The 16,495-nt window shown below is 68.9% G+C and carries 11 protein-coding genes; 2 read left to right on the top strand and 9 right to left on the bottom strand.

Annotated elements, in window-relative coordinates; genetic code table 11:
* Positions 1–57 precede the first annotated feature (57 nt).
* From G3M62_RS08915 to G3M62_RS08885, 7 genes are all read right to left on the bottom strand, one after another.
* Positions 58–1,164 carry a sugar kinase gene (locus G3M62_RS08915; RefSeq protein ID WP_165186317.1) on the bottom strand — a complete coding sequence of 369 codons (1,107 nt, stop codon included), beginning with the start codon at positions 1,162–1,164 and terminating at the stop codon, positions 58–60.
* Positions 1,165–1,839, bottom strand: coding sequence for a bifunctional 4-hydroxy-2-oxoglutarate aldolase/2-dehydro-3-deoxy-phosphogluconate aldolase (locus G3M62_RS08910; protein ID WP_165186315.1), 675 nt, complete (start codon positions 1,837–1,839; stop codon positions 1,165–1,167).
* A gap of 569 nt (positions 1,840–2,408) precedes the next feature.
* Entirely contained in the window at positions 2,409–5,129 is a 2,721-nt protein-coding gene (gene ppc / locus G3M62_RS08905) for a phosphoenolpyruvate carboxylase (protein WP_165186314.1), read from the bottom strand.
* 196 nt (positions 5,130–5,325) lie between these two features.
* A complete protein-coding gene (gene kduD, locus G3M62_RS08900; protein ID WP_165186312.1) occupies positions 5,326–6,096 on the bottom strand; it encodes a 2-dehydro-3-deoxy-D-gluconate 5-dehydrogenase KduD in 771 nt (256 codons plus the stop codon).
* Positions 6,097–6,249: 153 nt separating this feature from the next.
* Entirely contained in the window at positions 6,250–7,098 is an 849-nt protein-coding gene (gene kduI, locus G3M62_RS08895; protein ID WP_165186310.1) for a 5-dehydro-4-deoxy-D-glucuronate isomerase, read from the bottom strand.
* An 18-nt stretch (positions 7,099–7,116) separates the two neighbouring features.
* Positions 7,117–8,583: a glucuronate isomerase gene (gene uxaC, locus G3M62_RS08890; protein ID WP_165186309.1), complete on the bottom strand. Its 1,467-nt coding sequence runs from the start codon at positions 8,581–8,583 to the stop codon at positions 7,117–7,119.
* A gap of 105 nt (positions 8,584–8,688) precedes the next feature.
* Positions 8,689–9,783, bottom strand: a complete 1,095-nt coding sequence (locus G3M62_RS08885; RefSeq protein ID WP_425483844.1) for a LacI family DNA-binding transcriptional regulator — start codon at positions 9,781–9,783, stop codon at positions 8,689–8,691.
* A gap of 146 nt (positions 9,784–9,929) precedes the next feature.
* Between G3M62_RS08885 and G3M62_RS08880 the strand changes: the two genes are divergently transcribed.
* On the top strand, positions 9,930–11,453 hold the full coding sequence (locus G3M62_RS08880; protein WP_165186307.1) for a UxaA family hydrolase: 1,524 nt from the start codon (positions 9,930–9,932) through the stop codon (positions 11,451–11,453).
* On the top strand, positions 11,450–12,892 hold the full coding sequence (locus tag G3M62_RS08875) for a mannitol dehydrogenase family protein (protein WP_205691964.1): 1,443 nt from the start codon (positions 11,450–11,452) through the stop codon (positions 12,890–12,892). The genes G3M62_RS08880 and G3M62_RS08875 overlap by 4 nt, the downstream gene beginning before the upstream one ends.
* Positions 12,893–12,928: 36 nt before the next feature.
* On the opposite strand, the gene G3M62_RS08870 is transcribed toward G3M62_RS08875, so the two are convergent.
* Both G3M62_RS08870 and G3M62_RS08865 read right to left on the bottom strand, forming a co-directional pair.
* Entirely contained in the window at positions 12,929–13,489 is a 561-nt protein-coding gene (locus tag G3M62_RS08870; RefSeq protein WP_165186306.1) for a sugar transferase, read from the bottom strand.
* 1 nt (position 13,490) lies between these two features.
* Positions 13,491–16,397 (bottom strand): polar localization protein TipN, encoded by a 2,907-nt coding sequence (locus G3M62_RS08865; RefSeq protein WP_165186304.1) that lies wholly within the window; start codon positions 16,395–16,397, stop codon positions 13,491–13,493.
* Positions 16,398–16,495: the final 98 nt, after the last annotated feature.

Here is a 16,495-nt window from a genome sequence, read left to right as displayed (position 1 = left end):
GCAAAAAGCCCCCGGCCTTGCGACCGGGGGCTCTGCTTGGAACGATGACGACGAAGACTAGCGGATGACCCGCGCGCCCTTGCCCTTCATCACGGCCTCGACCTCGGCCTGGCGCACCATCGAGGTGTCGCCCGGGGTGGTCATGGCCAGGGCGCCGTGAGCCGCGCCGTACTCGACGGCGGCCTGGGGCCCCTTGCCTTCCATGAAGCCGAAGGCCAGGCCCGAGGCGAAGCCGTCGCCGCCGCCGACGCGGTCGTAGATCTCGAGGTTCTCGCGCATCATCGAGGCGTAGAACTCGCCGCCGGCGTACAGGATCGCCGACCAGTCGTTGACCGAGGCGGTCTTGGCGTTGCGCAGGGTGGTGGCGGCGACCTTGAAGTTCGGGAACTCCTTCACCGCCGTTTGGATCATCTTCTTGAAGTTGGCCGGGTCGATCGAGCTGATGTGCTCGTCCAGGCCTTCGACTTCAAAGCCCAGGCAGGCGGTGAAGTCTTCTTCGTTGCCGATCATCACGTCCACGTACTGGGCGATGTGACGGTTGACCTTCTGGGCGCCTTCCTTGCCGCCCTGGGACTTCCACAGCGAGGCGCGGTAGTTCAGGTCGTAGGAGATGACGGTGCCGTACTTGCGGGCCACTTCGACGGCTTCGATCACGGCTTCGGCCGTGTTCGAGGCCAGGGCCGCGAAGATGCCGCCGGTGTGGAACCAGCGCACGCCTTCTTCGCCGAACAGCTTTTCCCAGTTCACTTCACCGGGGCGGATCTGCGAGGCGGCCGAGTGACCACGGTCCGAGCAACCCAGGGCCGGACGAACGCCGAAGCCCTTTTCGGTGAAGTTCAGGCCGACCCGGGTGTTCCGGCCCAGGCCGTCGAAGTCGCGCCAGATGACGTGGGAGGTGTCGACACCGCCCTGCATCATCAGATCCTCGACCAACCAGCCCAGATCGTTCACCGGCAGGGCGGTGACCGCGGTCGAGCGCTTGCCCCAGCACTTCTTGAAGGCGCGGGCGACGTTGTACTCGCCGCCGCCTTCCCAGACCTGGAACTGACGGGCGTTGCGAACCCGGCCGAAGCCGGGGTCGAAACGCAGCATCACTTCACCGAAGGAGGCGCAGTCCCACTTCGTTTCCGAAGCCGGGCGGATGTTGAGGATATTGTCGGTCATTTAGGCTTTCCCACGAACCTTCTTGATGAGTTCCACCGTCTCGCGGACCTTGGCGGTGATGCCGGCGTAATCGCCCGCGTCGAGCAGTTCTTGCGTGATCAGCTTGGAGCCCATGCCGGCGGCGACGATGCCCGCGCCGAACCACTTCTTGACCGAGGCTTCGTCCGGATCGACGCCGCCCGTCGGCATGATGCGGGTCCAGGGCATCGGGCCCAGCACCGCCTTGACGAAGTCCGGGCCGCCGACCGACGAGCCGGGGAACACCTTGACGATCTCGCAGCCCAGCTCTTCGGCGTAGGAGATCTCCGAGGCCGAGCCGCAGCCCGGCGAATACGGGATCTTGCGGCGGTTGCAGACCTTGGCGACGTCGGCGTTGAGGATCGGGCCGACCACGAACTTGGCGCCGTTGGCGATGTAGATGCCGGCGGTCGGGGCGTCGACGATCGAGCCCACGCCCATGATCACGCGCGGATCGGCCGAGGCGAAGTGCTTGGTGACTTCGTAGAAGACGTGGCTGGCGAAATCGCCGCGGTTGGTGAACTCGATGCAGGGCGCGCCGCCATCGGCGCAGGCCTGGATCACCTTCTTACAGACCTCGACGTCCGGGTGATAGAAAACCGGGATGACGCCCTGGTCCATCAGCGCCGTCAGCACGGCCATGCGGTCTTTCACCATCAGTACTGCTCCTCAAAGGATCGATCTTGCGTGCGGCCTAGTTTCGCGGCCTCGGCGTGGAAGATTTCGCCGCGTTCGGCGCTGGGCGACCGTTTAGACCGCGTTGCGAGCGGACGCCACACCCGAGGCTCCCCCAACGTCAATTCGCGTGGCCGAATTCGCTTGCTGTCGTCCTTCGTTTCCAACCCGCCCCGGCGGCTGTCCCGATTGTCTCGGGGCTTCGCAGAGGCTCTCAAAATAAAGGGCGTCGAGCCGAGGCCCGACGCCCTGAAAGTTTGCGCAGGAGCGAACTCAGAAAGAGCCGCAGACGCCCCGGATTGGGTAGGCCAATCCAAAACGTCAATGATACCGGTGTCAGAAATGGCCAGGCCACTTTGCCACCGGTGTCATTCAGGAATCTACTCCGAAGCGACGCCTTGTGCAAGCGCCGTCAAAACGTTGTTTTCCGTTTTGACGGCGAGGATAAAAAAGAGGCCGGAGACGGAACGGGTACACACACTCACGGCACACGCTCAGCCAATACTAGCGAGGCCGTTGGGTGAGTGTGCGTCCCCAGCAGTCCCCTACCCTCACCCCGTATTGCGCAGGCCCGCCGCGATGCCGGCCACGGTCAGCTGGATGGCCAGGCGCACGTTCTCGTCCTGGTCGCCAGCCCGACGACGGGTCAGCAGTTCCAGTTGGAGGTGGTTCAGCGGATCGACCGACAGACCGGCCAGGGCCACCGACTCCGCCAGCTCCGGCTGGTTGTCGAGCAGGGCCGAGCCGCCACGGATGGCCAAGGCGATCTCGGAAGCCTTGTCATGCTCGCGATGGATCGTGTCGAAGATCCGCTGGGCGTTCGCCTTGTCCGGCGACAGGTCCTTGTACCGGCTGGCGATGCCCATGTGGCTCTGGGCCAGGGCCAGCTCCATGTTCGACAGCAAGGCGCCGAAGAAGTCGAAGCCGCCGGCCAGGTCCTGCAGCTGCTGGGTCGACAGCCCTGCCCGCTCGACGCCCGAAGCGAAGCCGTACCAGCCGGGCAGCATGAAGCGGGCCTGCGACCAGCTGAACACCCACGGAATGGCCCGCAGGTCCTCGATCTTGCGGCTGGCGGTGCGGCTGGCCGGACGGCTGCCGATGTTCAGGCCCACGATCTCGCCGATCGGCGTGGCCGACCAGAAGAAGTCCTCGAAGGCCGGGTCGTCGTACACCAGGGCCCGGAAGCCGTGGAACGAGGCCTCGGCCAACGCGGTCATGGCCGCGTCGACCTTGGGATCGGGCCGTTGAACCGGACGCTCGCTGGCCACCAGGGCCGCGGCGGCCAGGCCGTCGAGGTTGCGGCGGGCGGTCGGCTGATCGCCGAACCGGCGGGCGATCATCTCGCCCTGCTCGGTCATGCGGATGCGGCCTTGGACGGTGCCGGCCGGCTGGGCCATCACCGCCTCGGCGGCCGGCCCCCCGCCCCGCCCGACGCTGCCGCCCCGGCCGTGGAACAGCTGCAGGCCCACGCCCATGCGCTCGGCCTCGAACGCCAGGGCCGAGGCGCCGCGCGCCACGCCGCGACGGCTGGCGACATAGCCGCCGTCCTTGTTGCTGTCGGAATAGCCGAGCATGATTTCCTGCACCGGCCGGTCGCCCAGGATGGTGCGGCTCAGCGGCAGCTCCAGCCACTGGCGCAGCACGCGGGGACCGTTGTCGAGGTCTTCGATGGTCTCGAACAGCGGGCTGATCTTGACCGAGGCGCGAGGCGCCGCGCCGCCCCAGACCAGGCCGACCTGCTTGAGCAGGACCAGCGGCTCCAGGATGTCCGACAGGGTCGCCGACTTGGAGATCACATAGGCGCCGATGCAGCCGTGGCCGTAGTCGCGCACGGCCTGGGCGGCGGCCTCCATGGTGGCCAGCTCCTTGGTCGTCTCCTCGCCATAGGCGGTGAACGGCGAGACCAGGGGCCGCTGGTGCGACAGTTCGCCGATCAGCAGCTTGGAGCGGGCGTCCTCGTCCAGGTCCAGGTACTTCACGCCCGTGCCGGCCCGCTGGAACAGCTCGTGCAGCGTCCGCTCGTGGACGTCGGCGTTCTGGCGCAGGTCCAGGCTCATCAAGTGGAAGCCGCAGGCCTGGGCCACCTCGACCAGGGTGCGCAGGGCCGAGCCGACCAGCCGCTCGCCGCCGTTGCGCGCCAGGCTGTCGATGATGATCTTCAGATCACTGACGAAGGCTTCGGGATGACCGTAGGGCTCGACATCGGTCGCGCCGTTGGCGTAGGCGACGGGCTGGCCGGTCAGCTTCTGCGAGACGGCGGTCAGGCGATCGAAGACCAGTTCCAGCGCCAGGCGATACGGCTCGTCCAGGCGATGGACCGACGGGTCCTTCGTCTGCTGAGCCAGGGCCAGCACCTCCTCGGAGACCGGCGCATAGGCCGTGGACACCGCCAGGTTCGACCACAGCTTGCGCACCTCGCCGGCGTACCAGTCGAGGATCACCCGCGACTGCGACGCGAAGGCCAGCTTCAGGGTGTCGCCGTTGACGCCGGGATGGCCGTCGCGGTCGCCGCCCAGCCACGAGCCCATCTTCAGCAGCGGGGCCATCTGGCCGTGCTCGCCGATCTGCTGCGACCAGTCGTCATAGAGGTCAATGATGGCCGGCAGGATCGAGGTGCGGACGATCGACAGGGCGTTGCGGATCTCGTCCTTCACGGTGATCCGCTCGGGGCGATACAGCCGCGTGCGCCACATCAGGGCGATCTCGCGGAACAGGCGCTCGCGGATCTCGGCGTCCATCGACGGCGGCAGGTGGTGGCGGCGCAGGGCCATCAGACGCGAGATCTCGGTCTCGCGGTCGACCATGCTGCGGCGGCGCACTTCGGTGGGGTGGGCGGTCAGCACCGGCACCACGTTCATGGCGGCCAGGACCTTGGTCAGTTCCTCGGGCGACTTGCCCTGGGCGACCAGCGCCTTGACGGCGTCGACCAGGGTGCGGGGGCGCTCGTCGCCCGGCCGGGCGTCGGCCTCGGCGTGGCGGCGGCGGCCGGCGACGTCCTCGCCGATATTGGCCAGCATCGAGTGACTGGCCAGGGCGCGGGCCAGGAAGATGGCCTGGTCGCTGGAGACGTCGGCGAAAAGGCGGTCCAGCACCGGAGCGTCGCCGTTGGCCACGTCCTCGATCGACGCCGCGCGGCGAGCCTTGGCCACCAGGGCGGCGGCCTCCTCGCCGTCCAGATAGGCGATGGCCTCGTTCAGCAGGTCGCTGAGCAGATTGGCGTTCTGTCGCACGTGGCGGCTGGTGGGGCGGTCGCCGTCGATCGACAGGGGCATGCGCGAAACTCCGCGACCGCCGCGAACATCGCGGCGGCTCATCAGAAAGGAAACGTACGAAACGCCAGCCGGGCCCTAACGCTTGTCAGGGGCCCAGACTACCGCAGCGGCGCCCTTACCGCGCTTTGTCGACCGCGGAAAGGCGGTCGGCGCAATGGTTACGGTACCAAACGCGCCTATGCGCAGATTTCTGCCTCTAGCGCGCCAGCCAGCCGCCGTCGACGGGCAAGGTAATGCCCTGGACATAGTCAGCGGCCGAAGAGGCCAGGAACACGGCGGCCCCGCCCAGGTCGCCCGGCAGGCCCCAGCGGCCGGCCGGAATGCGGGCCAGGATCGAGCTGTTGCGGTCGGCGTCGTTGCGCAGCGCCTCGGTGTTGTTGGTGTCGAAATAGCCGGGAGCGATGGCGTTGACGTTGATGCCCTTGGAGGCCCACTCGTTGGCTAGGATCTTGGTCAGACCCGCCAGGCCGCTCTTGCTGGCCGTGTACGACGGCACGCGGATGCCGCCCTGGAAGGACAGCAGCGAGGCGATGTTGATCACCTTGCCGGCCACGCCGTTCACCGGCCCCTGCTTCAGCGCCTGCTTGGCGAAGGCCTGGGTCAGGAAGAAGACGACCTTCAGATTGGTGTCCATCACCGCGTCCCAGTCGGCTTCGGAGAACTCGATGCTGTCGGTGCGGCGGATGATGCCGGCGTTGTTGACCAGGATGTCGACCTTGCCGAACGCGGCGACAGTCTCGTCGATAACGCGCTGGACGGGTTCCATCGTGCCGAAGTCGGCCTTGATCGACAGGAACTTGCGACCCGTGGCCTCGACCAGGGCTTGGGTCTCGGTCGGCGCGCTGCGGCCGGCCACGGCGACGTCCGCGCCGGCTTCGGCGAAGGCCACGGCCATGGCCTGGCCCAGACCGGTGTTGGCGCCGGTGACGAGAGCGACCTTGCCTTCGAGGCTGAACGGATTGGCCATGGTGCGTGCTTCCTGATCTTGAATCTTGTCATCCCTGACGGCCTGAAAGGCCGATCCGGGACCGCCACGAACGCATGCGCTTGTGGCGGTCCCGGGACTTCGCTTCGCTACGGCCGGGATGACGGCCGCAGCGAACTGGAGCGGTCCCCGCCCCTATTTCAGCTGGCAGATGTCCAGCACGTTCATGTCGGTATAGTCGAGGTTCTCCCCGCCCATCGCCCAGATGAAGGTGTAGTTCGAGGTGCCCGAACCCATGTGGATCGACCACGGCGGGCTCATCACGGCTTCCTCGTTGGCGATCACGATGTGACGCATCTCGTCCGGCTCGCCCATGTAGTGGAAGACCCGGTCGTTCTCGCCCAGACCGAAGTAGAAATAGGCTTCCGAGCGGCGATCGTGCAGGTGGGGCGGCATGGTGTTCCAGACGCTGCCCGGCTTCAGCACGGTCATGCCCAGCAGCAGCTGGGCCGACTTGCAGGTGGTCGGCACGATGTACTGGTAGATGGTGCGCTCGTTGGAGGTCTCCAGCGCGCCGCGCTCCAGCGGAACGGCGTTGGCGAATTCCAGCTTCTTGGTCTCGAACGCGGCGTGGGCCGGCAGGCTGGTGATGTAGAAGCGGGCCGGGTTGGCGGCGTCGACGCTTTCGAACACCACGTCCTTGGCGCCCATGGTCACGTAGATGCCGTCACGCGGCTCGATGTCGTAGACGACGCCGTCCACGGTCACCTTGCCCTTGCCGCCGCCGACATTGATGGCGCCCAGCTCGCGGCGCTCCAGGAACGGGTGGCCGGCGGCCGAGGCGGGCTCGGTCTGGTCGGGCAGCTTCACGCCCTTGGACACCGGCGCGGCGCCGCCGACCACGAAGCGTTCGGCGTGGTTGTACTGCAGCACGATCTCGTCGGCCGCGAACAGGCCCTGCATCAGATAGCGGTCGCGCAGGTCGTCGTTGCTGACTGCGTACATCATGTCGGGGTGGGTGGCGTGATAGGTCTTGGCGAACATCTGGGAGCTCCGGAAAATCTATTCGGCGGCGTGTTTGATGGGCTGAACCGGACGCGCCCAGGCGGGGCGTTGGTCGAGTTTGTAGGCCTTCTTGGGCAGGTTGTACGTCAGGTCGACGATCAGCTCGGCGGCCTCGACCTCGTCCATGCGGTGCTCGGCGACCATGCGGGCCAGGAAGGCGCTGTCGACGCGGCGGGCCACATCGTGGCGGGCCGGGATCGACAGGAAGGCGCGGGTGTCGTCGTTGAAGCCGACGGTGTTGTAGAAGCCCGCCGTCTCGGTGACCTGCTCGCGGAACCGCATCATGCCCTCGGGGCTGTCGTGGAACCACCAGGAGGGGCCCAGCTTCAGCACCGGATAGTGGCCGGCCAGCGGGGCCAGTTCGCGGCTGTAGACCGTCTCGTCCAGCGTGAAGAGGATGATCGACAGGCGCGGGTCGTTGCCGAACTTGGTCAGCAGCGGCTTCAGCGCATCCACGTACTCGGTGCGCATCGGGATGTCGGCGCCCTTGTCGCGGCCGTGCGACTCCAGCAGGCCCACATTGTGGTTGCGATGCGAGCCGGGATGGATCTGCATGACCAGCCCGTCGTCCAGGCTCATGCGGGCCATTTCGGTCAGCATCTGGGCGCGGAACAGCTCGGCCTTGGCCGAGGTGACCTCGCCCTTCAGCAGGCTCTGGAACAGGGCCTCGGCCTCCATGGGCGACAAGTCGGCCGTGGCCGCGGTTGGGTGGCCATGGTCGGACGAGGTGGCGCCGGCCTCGATGAAGGCCTGGCGGCGCACGCGGTGGCCTTCCAGGTAGCCCTTCCAGGTCGTGACGTCCTGGCCCGAGACCTCGGCGAAGCGCTGGAACGAGCGACCGAAGCGCTCGTCCTCGAAGTCGATGACCGCGTCGGGACGATAGGCGGTGATCACGTGGCCGCCCCAGCCGCTTTCGCGGATGGCCTTGTGGTGTTCGAGCTTGTCCTGCGGGCCCTCGGTGGTGGCCAGGGTCTCGATGTTGAAACGGTCGAACAGGGCGCGCGGCCGGAACGCCTCGGTGGCCAGCGCTTCGTTGATGCGGTCGAAATAGTCGTCGGCGTTGTGGGGGCCGAAGAACTCGGTGAAGCCGAACACCTGGCTGAACACGTGGTTCAGCCACATCCACGAGGGCGTGCCCCGGAACAGGTAGAAGTTCTCGGCCAGCCGGCGCCAGGCCTCGCGCGGATCGGTGTCGGGCACGCCGGCCTTGGACCGCACCTTCAGCGCGTCCAGCTTGACGCCCTGGCTGTAGAGCATGCGGAACAGATAGTGGTCCGGCGCCAGCAGCAGGTCGGTGGCGTCCTCGAACGGCGCGTTGGTCGCGAACCAGGACGGGTCGGTGTGGCCGTGCGGGCTGATGATCGGCAGCGCCTTGACCTGGCCGTACAGCGCCCGGGCGATCGCCCGCGTGCGCTCGTCAGCCGGAAACAGGCGGTCTTCGTGAAAAACCAGGGGCCGTGTCATGGCGCTTCCTACTCCCTACTCCGCCGACGGCTTTCACAGGCCGTTTTCGAGGCGCTTGGTAACCGGTGTCATGGCGCCATGCAAGCCAAAGGCGCCGCCTTGATCCTACCCCGCGGGCGGGGCGCCCGACGACTCCCGGACCACGAGATAGGGAATGGTGCTGTTGGGGTCGCGCTTCTCGCGCGCCGCCGCGCCGATCAGCTTCTCGGCCGCGATCCGCCCCACTTCCCGCGTCGGAATGTGGATCGTGGTCAGGGGCGGCCAGACGGCCTGAGCGATCTGGAAGTCGTCGAACCCGACCACGGTCACGTCGGCCGGCACCTGCAGCCCGGCGCGCCGGGCGGCCTGGAGCACGCCGGCGGCCATTTCGTCGTTGCCGGCGAAGATCGCGGTCGGCCTTGGCGTCTTGGCCAGCAGCGCCTCGCCGCAGGCCAGGCCCGATTCGAAGGTGTAAGCGCCCTGCACCACATAGTCGGGCTTCAGCGCCACGCCGGCCTTGCTCAAGGCGTCCTCGAAGCCCCCTCGCCGCTCGTGCGACGAACGGAAGCTGGGCAGGCCGCTGATGAAGCCGATCTCGCGATGGCCCAGCTCGACCAGATAGGCGCCCATGACCTCGCCCCCGACGCGGTCGTGGCCGACGATCATGTGCTCGGGCTTGTCCAGCTCGACCGAGGCGATGCGGATATATTCACAGCCGATCTCGCGCAGCAGCTTGGCCACCCGCTCGTCTTCCGACACCGACGGCGGCAGCACCACGCCGAACAGCTTCTGGCGCTCCACGAAGGTGCGGATGTCCTGCAGGAAGGTCGGGCTGGAGCGGTCGCAGGGGTGGACCACCAACTCGAAACCCGAGCCGCGAATGCCGTCCAGCAGACCCAGTTGCATGTTCACGACGTACTGCGGGTTGGGGTTGTCGTAGATCATGCCGATCAGGAACGAGCGGCGGAACGCCAGGCCCCGGGCCTGGGGATCGGGCGCATAGCCCCACTCGGCGATCACCGCCTCGATGCGCTCGCGGGTCTCGTCGCGCACGAACGGCGACTGGTTGATGACGCGCGAGACGGTTTTCTTCGACACCCCGGCCAGGCGGGCGATGTCGTTGATGGTGGCGCGCTTGCGGCCGCCTTCGAGACCAGCCTCAAGGCCGGCTTCGTTTTCCATGCCGCCATTGTTGGGCAAGGGTGTCTTGGACGAGGTCAAAGCGTTTCCTGGCGGCGATCGTTGTTTTGTTTTGTCATACTCTACCGACGGCGGCGTCGCTACAAATGCACCGCCGGGCGTATATGCCCTATGGTGACACCGGTTTCCCCGCCGTACAGACGGGGATGGCAGCACGAAAAGTTCCAATGACCAAGGCTTTGATAGGCGAACCCACCTCCGGCCCGTCCGAATCGATCCACGGCGTCGACCCGCGCGATCACGTGGCGACGGCTTTGCGCGATATCGTTGCGGGCGAGACCCTGGATCTGCACGGCCAGCCGATCGTCGCCCGCGCCGATATTCCCAAGGGTCACAAGATCGCGGTCCGCGCCGCGGCCCGGGGCGAGGACGTGCTGAAATATGGCTGGCCGATCGGCCGCGCCACGGCCGACATCGCCGTCGGCGACCATGTGCACGTCCACAACGTCGAGACCCGGCTGTCGGGCGTCGAGGACTTCGCCTACGCCGACGCTCATCCGGAACCGCACGACGCGCCGCCCGCCGGGACCTTCCTGGGCTATCGCCGCAAGAACGGCCGGGTCGGCACCCGCAACGAGATCTGGGTGCTGTGCACCGTCGGCTGCGTGGCCAACACCGCCCGCCGCATCGCCGAGAAGGCCAACGCCCGCTTCGCCGGCCGCGTCGACGGAGTCTTCGCCTTCCCTCACCCGTTCGGCTGCTCGCAGCTGGGCGACGACCTGACCCACACCCGCAAGCTGATCGCCGGCCTGGCCGCCCACCCCAACGCCGGCGGCGTGCTGATCCTGGGCCTGGGCTGCGAGAATAACCAGCTGAAGGCCCTGCTGGAATCGGCCCCGGGCCTGGATCCGGAACGCCTGCGTTCGTTCACGACCCAGATGGTCGACGACGAGCTGGAGGATGGTCTCGAAGCCGTCGAGGCCCTGATCGCCATCGCCGAGCGCGACCGCCGTGAGCCCGCGCCGCTGTCGGAACTGGTGGTCGGCCTCAAGTGCGGCGGCTCGGACGGCTTCTCGGGCGTCACCGCCAACCCGTTGGTCGGCCGCATCGCCGACAAGGTCTCCGACGCCGGCGGCACCCCGGTGCTGACCGAGATCCCCGAGGTGTTCGGCGCCGAGGGCGTGCTGCTGGCCCGCGCCGCCACCCGCCAGGTGTTCGACGAGGCCGTCGGCGTGATCGACGACTTCAAGCGCTACTTCATCGACAACCATCAGCCGATCTACGAGAACCCCTCGCCCGGAAACATCGCCGGCGGCATCACCACGCTCGAGGAAAAGTCCCTGGGCGCGGTGCAGAAGGGCGGCCGCGCGCCGCTGGTCGAGGTGCTGCGCTATGGCGAACAGGTCGGCCCGCACGGCCTGACCCTGCTGGAGGCCCCCGGCAACGACGCGGTGTCGTCCACCGCCCTGACGGCGGCCGGCGCCACCGTGATCCTGTTCACCACCGGCCGCGGCACCCCGCTGGGCTTCCCCGCCCCCACCCTGAAGATCGCCTCGAACTCGGCCCTGGCCGCCCGCAAGCCGGGCTGGATCGACTTCGACGCCGGGGTGGTGCTGTCGGGCCAGACCATGGACGCGGCGGCGGATTCCCTGATGGATCTGGTCGTGGCCACGGCCTCGGGCCAGCTCACCAAGGCTGAACTCAACGGCGAGCGTGAAATCGCCATCTGGAAGCAAGGCGTTACTCTGTGACCGACACCCTTTCCCGCCCCCTGCGTCTCAACGCCGTCAGCTATCCGGCCGCCATCCCCGGCGTCGCCCTGCCCGCCTATGACCGCGACAAGGTCACGGTCGGCGTGGTGCATTTCGGCCCCGGCGCCTTCCACCGCGCCCACCAGGCCTACTATTTCGACCAACTTCTGGCCAAGGATCCGCGCTGGGGCATCTGCGCCGTGTCGCTGAAGAGCCCCGGCGTCCGCGACGCCCTGCAGCCGCAGGACGGCCTCTACACCCTGGCCCAGCTCGACGCCGAGACCACCTTCCGCGTGGTCGGCTCCATCCTGGAAGTGCTGGTAGCGCCCGAGGATCCGCCCTCGGTCTTCGCCCGCCTCGCCGCCCCGACCACCCGCATGGTCACCCTGACCGTCACCGAGAAGGGCTACTGCCTGACCGGCGACGGCAAGCTGGACGCCGCCCATCCGGACATCGTTCACGACCTGGCCAACCCGCGCGAGCCGGTCAGCGCCGTCGGCTACGTGGTCGAAGGGTTGCGCCGCCGCTTCCAGGCCGGCCTGCCGCCCTACGCCGTGGTGGCTTGCGACAACCTCGCCGACAATGGCTGGCGGCTGAAGGCGGCGGTCGTCGCCTTCGCCGAGATCATCGACCCGGTCCTGGCCGGCTGGATCGAGGGCGAAGGCCGCTTCCCGCGCACCATGGTCGACAGCATCACTCCCGCCACCGATGACGCCCTGCGCGCCCGGGTCGAGACGGCCACCGGCCTGACCGACGCCTGGCCGATCCAGCGTGAGGCCTTCACGCAGTGGGTGGTCGAGGACGTGCTGGGAGACGGCGCGCCTGATCTGGCCTCGGTCGGCGTCACCCTGACCGACGACGTGCGCGGCTTCGAGCGCGCCAAGCTGCGGCTGCTGAACGGCGTCCACTCGACCATCGCCTATGTCGGCCTGCTGAAGGGCCATGAGACGGTGTTCGAGGCGATCAGCGATCCGGCGCTGGCCAAGATCGCCGAGGACCTGATGGTCCAAGACATCATCCCGACCCTGACCGCGCCGCGCGGCCTGGACCTTCTCGCCTACGCCCAGGCCATCCTGGGCCGGTTCCGCAATCCGGAAATCCGCCACCTGCTAAGCCAGATCGCCTGGGACGGCTCGCAGAAGCTGCCGTTCCGCATCCTCGGGACCGTCGGCGACGCCCTGGCAGCGGGCCGTTCGATCGATCGGCTGGCCCTGCCCCTGGCCGCCTGGATGCGCTTCGTCCGTCAACGGACGGCCGAGGGCGTCAAGATCGTCGACCCCTTGGCCGATCGCCTGGCCGAGACGGCGGCCGCTTGCACCGGCGACGTCAAGGCCGACGTCGCCGCGTTCCTGAAGCTGGAGCCGGTGTTCAGCCGGGAGCTGGCGGAGAACGCCGTGTTCGTGGCGGCGCTGGAGAAGGCGTACGCGGAACTCGGCTAGGATTTTGACGGGGGCAGTCGCATGCGACTGTCCCCGTCAGCGCGTCACACCCTTGCCGGTGACCACCGGCAGCACGGTCCGCAGCAGGATCGTCAGGTCGAACCAGAATCCCTGGCGTCGGAGGTATTCGGCGTCCAGGGCCACCTTGTCGGGAATGGCGACCTCGTCGCGGCCGTTGATCTGCGCCCAGCCAGTCACGCCCGGCCGCAGCGCCTCGACCCCCTCCGCCGTCCGCAGCGCCACCAGGTCATCCTGGTTGAACAGCGCCGGGCGCGGCCCGACCAGGCTCATGTCACCGACCAGCACGCTCCACAGCTGCGGCAGTTCGTCAAGGCTGGTCTTGCGCAGGAACGCCCCGGGCGGCGTCAGCCAACGGTCGGGGTTCTCCAGCAGGTGGGTGGCGACCTGAGGTGTGTCGATCCGCATGGTGCGGAACTTGGGCATGGCGAACAGGACGTTGTCGCGCCCGATCCGCTTGGACCAGTGCAAGGCCGGCCCTGGCGAGGTCAGGCGCACCACCGCCGCCACGATCAGCAACGGGATGGCCAGCAGCAGCAGCGCCGCCCCCGAGGACGCCGCGTCGAACAGCCTCTTCACGTCAGGCCAGATCGCCGAACGCCGCGTCCAGCAGCAGGTAGGCGCGGCCGGCGTCGGACGACAGCAGGGCCGCCACCAGGAAGCCTTCGCGATCCTGCTCCGAAGCCTCGTCCATCATGCCGGCGTAGCGACGCAGGAAGCGCTCGGCGTCGGCCCTCAGCGGGGCGTCGGAGAACAGGCGGCGAACCAGGCGACGGATCGCGGCCGGGGCCAGTTTCTTGACCACCTCGCGCGCCCCGCCCTCGTCATGGGTCTGGATGGTGGCGGCGATCTCGTCGATGCGGGCCCGTGGCAGCAAGGCCGTGGGGTCGATGCCCATGGCCAGGATCTCGCCGGCCATCTTCTCGCCCAGGGCGGCGTCACCCGGCGCGGCGCTCTCCAGGCCCGACAGCAGGTTGCGCCAGGAAAGACCTCCGCCTTGTTGCGCGGGCTCGCTGGGCGGCGGCGCGGGCGCGGCGTTGCGACCGCCGGCGGCGTCGAACACCGAGCGGAACTCATCGTCGGTGGCGGTCGGCGTCAGGCGCAGGCGCGGACGCAGGCCCGCCTCCTCGGCGCTGGGTTCGTTGGCGGGCTTGGGAGCCGGCGTCGGCGCGGCTTGGGGCGCGGGCTGGGGCGGGACCTGGCGGTTCAGCGGCGGCGGGGCGCGGGACGGCGCGGGACCGGGCGTCGCCGCGCCCATCCGGCCGACCGCTTCGCTCAGCATGTCGTAGTTGCGGCGCACCCGCTCCTGGAAGGCCTGGTCGATCGCCGCGGTCTCCTCGGCGGTCCGGCGCGCCGAGTTCCGCAGATCCTCGATGCCCTGCTCGATCTGGGCCCGGACCTCGTTGGCGCGGGCCAGGGCCTCGGCCGGCAGATCGGCGGTGCGACGGCCGACATCGGCCAACATGGCCTCCATCTCGGCGATGGTCCCACGCGCGGTTTCGACGCTCTCCGACAGCTTCTGGGCCGTGCGGGCGCCGGCCTGCTCGACCACCTGGGCCGACTGCTCGATCAGGTCGCGCGCCTCGTCCATGCGGGACTCGAACACCGTGTCCGCCTTCTGGCCGGCGGCGAAGGCGATCTCGTTCAGTTGGTCGACGCGGACCCGGGCGGCGTCGACGCGTTGCTCGACACCTTCATTGGCCTTGCGGGCCGCCTCGGCCATCGACTCCATGGCCTGGGCCAGGGCCCCTTCCAGGTCGGCGCGCTGGCTGCCAGCCGCGCTGGCCAGGGCGGCGATGGCGCTGGAGGTCTCGGCCGCCAGGGCCTCGCGCTCGGCGCGGGCGGTCTCGGCGACTTCGCGCAGTTGCTGGGCCGCCGCGCCGATCAGGCCGCGCAGCACCTCAGCGCCCATGGCCGCCATGTCGCTCATCTCGGTGGCGCCGGCGCGGGTATGGCCGATGAACTCGGTGAGCTGGGCGGTGCGGGTCTCGCTCTCGGCGGCGAAGTCCTCCTGGTCGGTGCGCAGCGACTGGCTGGCGGCGACCAGGGCGGCGCGTTGGGTGGCCAGGGTGCGCTCGACGGCGCCCATCTGGTCGCCGACGCCTTGGCCTGCGGTCTCCAGGCGGGCGATCTGGCGCGACAGATCCTCGGCCCCGACCCGCGCGGCGTCGGACGCCTCGGCGGCGGCGGCGGCCAGGTCGGCGGCGCGGGCGGCCAGGGCGGCCTCGGCCTCGCGCAGTTGGGTCTCGGCCAGGTCGGAAGCTTCGGCGACCATGCGCGCCTGGCTGCCGATGGCGTCGACGACGGCGGTCGACTGCGCGTCCAGCGTCGTCGACAGCGCGTGCATGGCCTGGCGCTCGTGACCCAGGCCCTCGGACAGCTGCTGCACCATGCGAGCGGACTCGGTGGTGGTCTGGGCCAGGGCCAGGGTTTCCTCGGCCAGGGCCTCGCGCAGTTCCTGAACCCGGGCCCGGGCTTCCTCGGCGGCGGTCGTGGCGGCGTCGATCTGGTTGCGAATGCGCTCGACCACGCCGTCGACACCCGCCGCCGCCAGGGCGGCCGGGGTGACCAGGCGGTCGGTCATGATCCGCGTGTGCTTCAGCTCGGCCGAGACGCCCATGGCCTGGCGCAGCATGTAGGCGCCCAGCAGGGTGAAGGCGGCCGGCCCAACGGCCAGGGCGGCGAACACCATCAGAGCGAACTGGTCGACCTTCAGGGCCGGCACGCCGGCGCCGTAGCCGAACGCGAAGGCGATCGGACCCAAGGTCCACAACGCCGCCGCGGCGATCGCCAGGCTCCAGAACAGCGGGGCGGGCATCGGTTTCTTGCCCTCGCGGGCCACCGACAGCGGGGTGACGGGCGGCGCGGCCGGCGCGGGTTCGCGCGGCTTGGACACCGCCGCCTCGAAACGTTTCGACGGGGCCGGCGGCTCGGGCTCGACCACCGGAGCCGGAGGTTGGGCGGTCGAGGGGGCGGTCAGGAAGGACGGCAGCGGCGCGAGGGGCTCGGCCTCGACGGGCGCGCCACGACGACCGCGCGGCGGCGAGAGCGGCGCGGGGTCGGCTTCGAGCTCAGGCGCCTTGAAGTTCGGCTTCGGCGGCGAGGCCGGCTCGATCACCGCTTCGGGTTCGGGGGCCGCCTCAGCCTTGGACCGCTCGATCGGCTCGAAAGTCGATGCGGGCGTGGGCAGGGGTTTGACCTTGCTGACGAAAAGGCCGCGCCGCGCCGGGGGGCGCGGGGCCTCGGAAGCGGGCGCCACGGGCGGTTCAGGCGCGAGTTCGGGACCAAGGTCCAGCGGCCCACGATCCAGAATCGGCGGGTCGGACGCCTCGGGAACGGCGGCGATATCGAGATCCAGATCCGGCTCACTGACCGGCGCGTCCGCTTCGGGTTCGACCTGCGCACCGTCGAGACGGCCGACGTCCTCGACCGGCGGCTCCACGGGAATGCCGGTGAAATCAAGCGGTTGGCGCTTCTTAGGCTTCATACGCAGCCATAGTCCCAGGGCGAAACGGCTTGGGGCCGGATGAACATCGCCGCGCGGACGCCCCTCTCGCACGCAACGAATAAACCTAGCGGCGAAAA

Origin of the sequence: Caulobacter soli, from assembly GCF_011045195.1 — a bacterium.
Lineage (GTDB): Bacteria > Pseudomonadota > Alphaproteobacteria > Caulobacterales > Caulobacteraceae > Caulobacter > Caulobacter soli.
Note: the sequence above shows the minus strand (reverse complement) of the source record. Positions and strands in the feature narration are given on the sequence as shown.

What these genes read in the sequence shown, in the direction of transcription:
- G3M62_RS08865 (WP_165186304.1), bottom strand. Translation starts at nt 16,397, where the DNA reads ATGAAGCCTAAGAAGCGCCAACCGCTTGATTTCACCGGCATTCCCGTG.
- kduI (WP_165186310.1), bottom strand. Translation starts at nt 7,098, where the DNA reads ATGTTCGCCAAGACCTATCACGCCACCCACCCCGACATGATGTACGCA.
- G3M62_RS08915 (WP_165186317.1), bottom strand. Translation starts at nt 1,164, where the DNA reads ATGACCGACAATATCCTCAACATCCGCCCGGCTTCGGAAACGAAGTGG.
- kduD (WP_165186312.1), bottom strand. Translation starts at nt 6,096, where the DNA reads ATGGCCAATCCGTTCAGCCTCGAAGGCAAGGTCGCTCTCGTCACCGGC.
- G3M62_RS08910 (WP_165186315.1), bottom strand. Translation starts at nt 1,839, where the DNA reads ATGGTGAAAGACCGCATGGCCGTGCTGACGGCGCTGATGGACCAGGGC.
- G3M62_RS08880 (WP_165186307.1), top strand. Translation starts at nt 9,930, where the DNA reads ATGACCAAGGCTTTGATAGGCGAACCCACCTCCGGCCCGTCCGAATCG.
- uxaC (WP_165186309.1), bottom strand. Translation starts at nt 8,583, where the DNA reads ATGACACGGCCCCTGGTTTTTCACGAAGACCGCCTGTTTCCGGCTGAC.
- ppc (WP_165186314.1), bottom strand. Translation starts at nt 5,129, where the DNA reads ATGCCCCTGTCGATCGACGGCGACCGCCCCACCAGCCGCCACGTGCGA.